General features: G+C 61.3%; 1 protein-coding gene. It reads left to right on the plus strand.

Annotated features, from left to right (window positions below; genetic code table 11):
- Positions 1–361: 361 nt before the first annotated feature.
- Positions 362–1,119 (plus strand): cbb3-type cytochrome c oxidase subunit I (locus AC1D1X_RS24065; protein ID WP_477699451.1); only part of this gene is annotated, 758 nt, incomplete at its 3' end.

The following is a 1,119-nucleotide window of genomic DNA, read 5'->3' on the forward strand; positions in this document are numbered from 1 at the left end:
GGCTTAAGCTATATCAATACATTGATTCAGGCTACAGACCAATGCAGGCGAGCGCAAGCAGCTATAAAAACAGTAGCAGATGACTGGAATACAGCCTGGCGTCCAGGCTGGCAGCCATCAAAGGCGTAGTATGGAACACCTGCGGCAAGTTCTCGCGGCCCCACCCGACCGGCGCCACGCAGCAAATGGCGTCTGCGGGTTTTCACACCGGAGAAATCATGACAGTTGCACCATGCACAAGCGGCGGACCGACGCAGCCTTCCAGACGGCCGACACCGCTCTTTCTGAAAACCCGGAGCGCGGGCAATGAGATCCCGGATATCCCGACGATGCGACGGGCGTTGCCTGAAGGAGCTGCATGATGGACAGCGCCGCCCTCAGCCTTCTCGGTGCTTTCCTGTTGTCCATCATCGGACTCTTTGTCTTTATCTGGTCGCTGCGCAAAGGACTACTGGTAGAAAACCCTGTCGCGGCTTCCGTCATCTTCGCGCACGGCGAGATCGGCCAGGTCGACGACCCCGCGCTACAGGACGTGGCACAGGCGTCGATGCAGAAGGCCGTGAAGGAAGGCGGCATCAAGACCCACGCCGCCGATGCCGCCGAGCTGCTGGACCGCATCACGTCCGACCGCTCTACCGCGTTTCCGGTGTTCATGTTCATCACCTTTGCCTGCCTGTGGCTCATCGTGGGCTCGATGGCGGGGCTGGTGTCGTCCATCAAGCTGCATGAGCCCGACTGGCTTACCGACTATGCCTGGTTGACCTTCGGCCGCATACGCACGGTGCACCTGACCGGCGTGCTCTACGGCTGGATCACCAATGCCGCGCTGGGAATGATCGTGTGGCTGCTGCCGCGGCTGCTGCGCACCCGGCTCTACGGCGCCATCTGGGTCATGCTGGGCGGGGCGCTCATCAACATGGGCATCGCAGGGGGCATAGGCGCCATCGCGACCGGCTGGAACGACGGCATGGAATACCTGGAAATTCCGTGGCAGATCGCGATCTTCATGTTCGCCGGCTTTGCCCTCGTCATCCTGCCGGTGCTGTTCACGCTGGTCAACCGCAAGGTCTCGCACCTGTACGTCAGCGTCTGGTACATGACGGCGGCGCTGCTGTGGAT

It is taken from the genome of Polaromonas sp. P1_G4 (assembly GCF_056405475.1).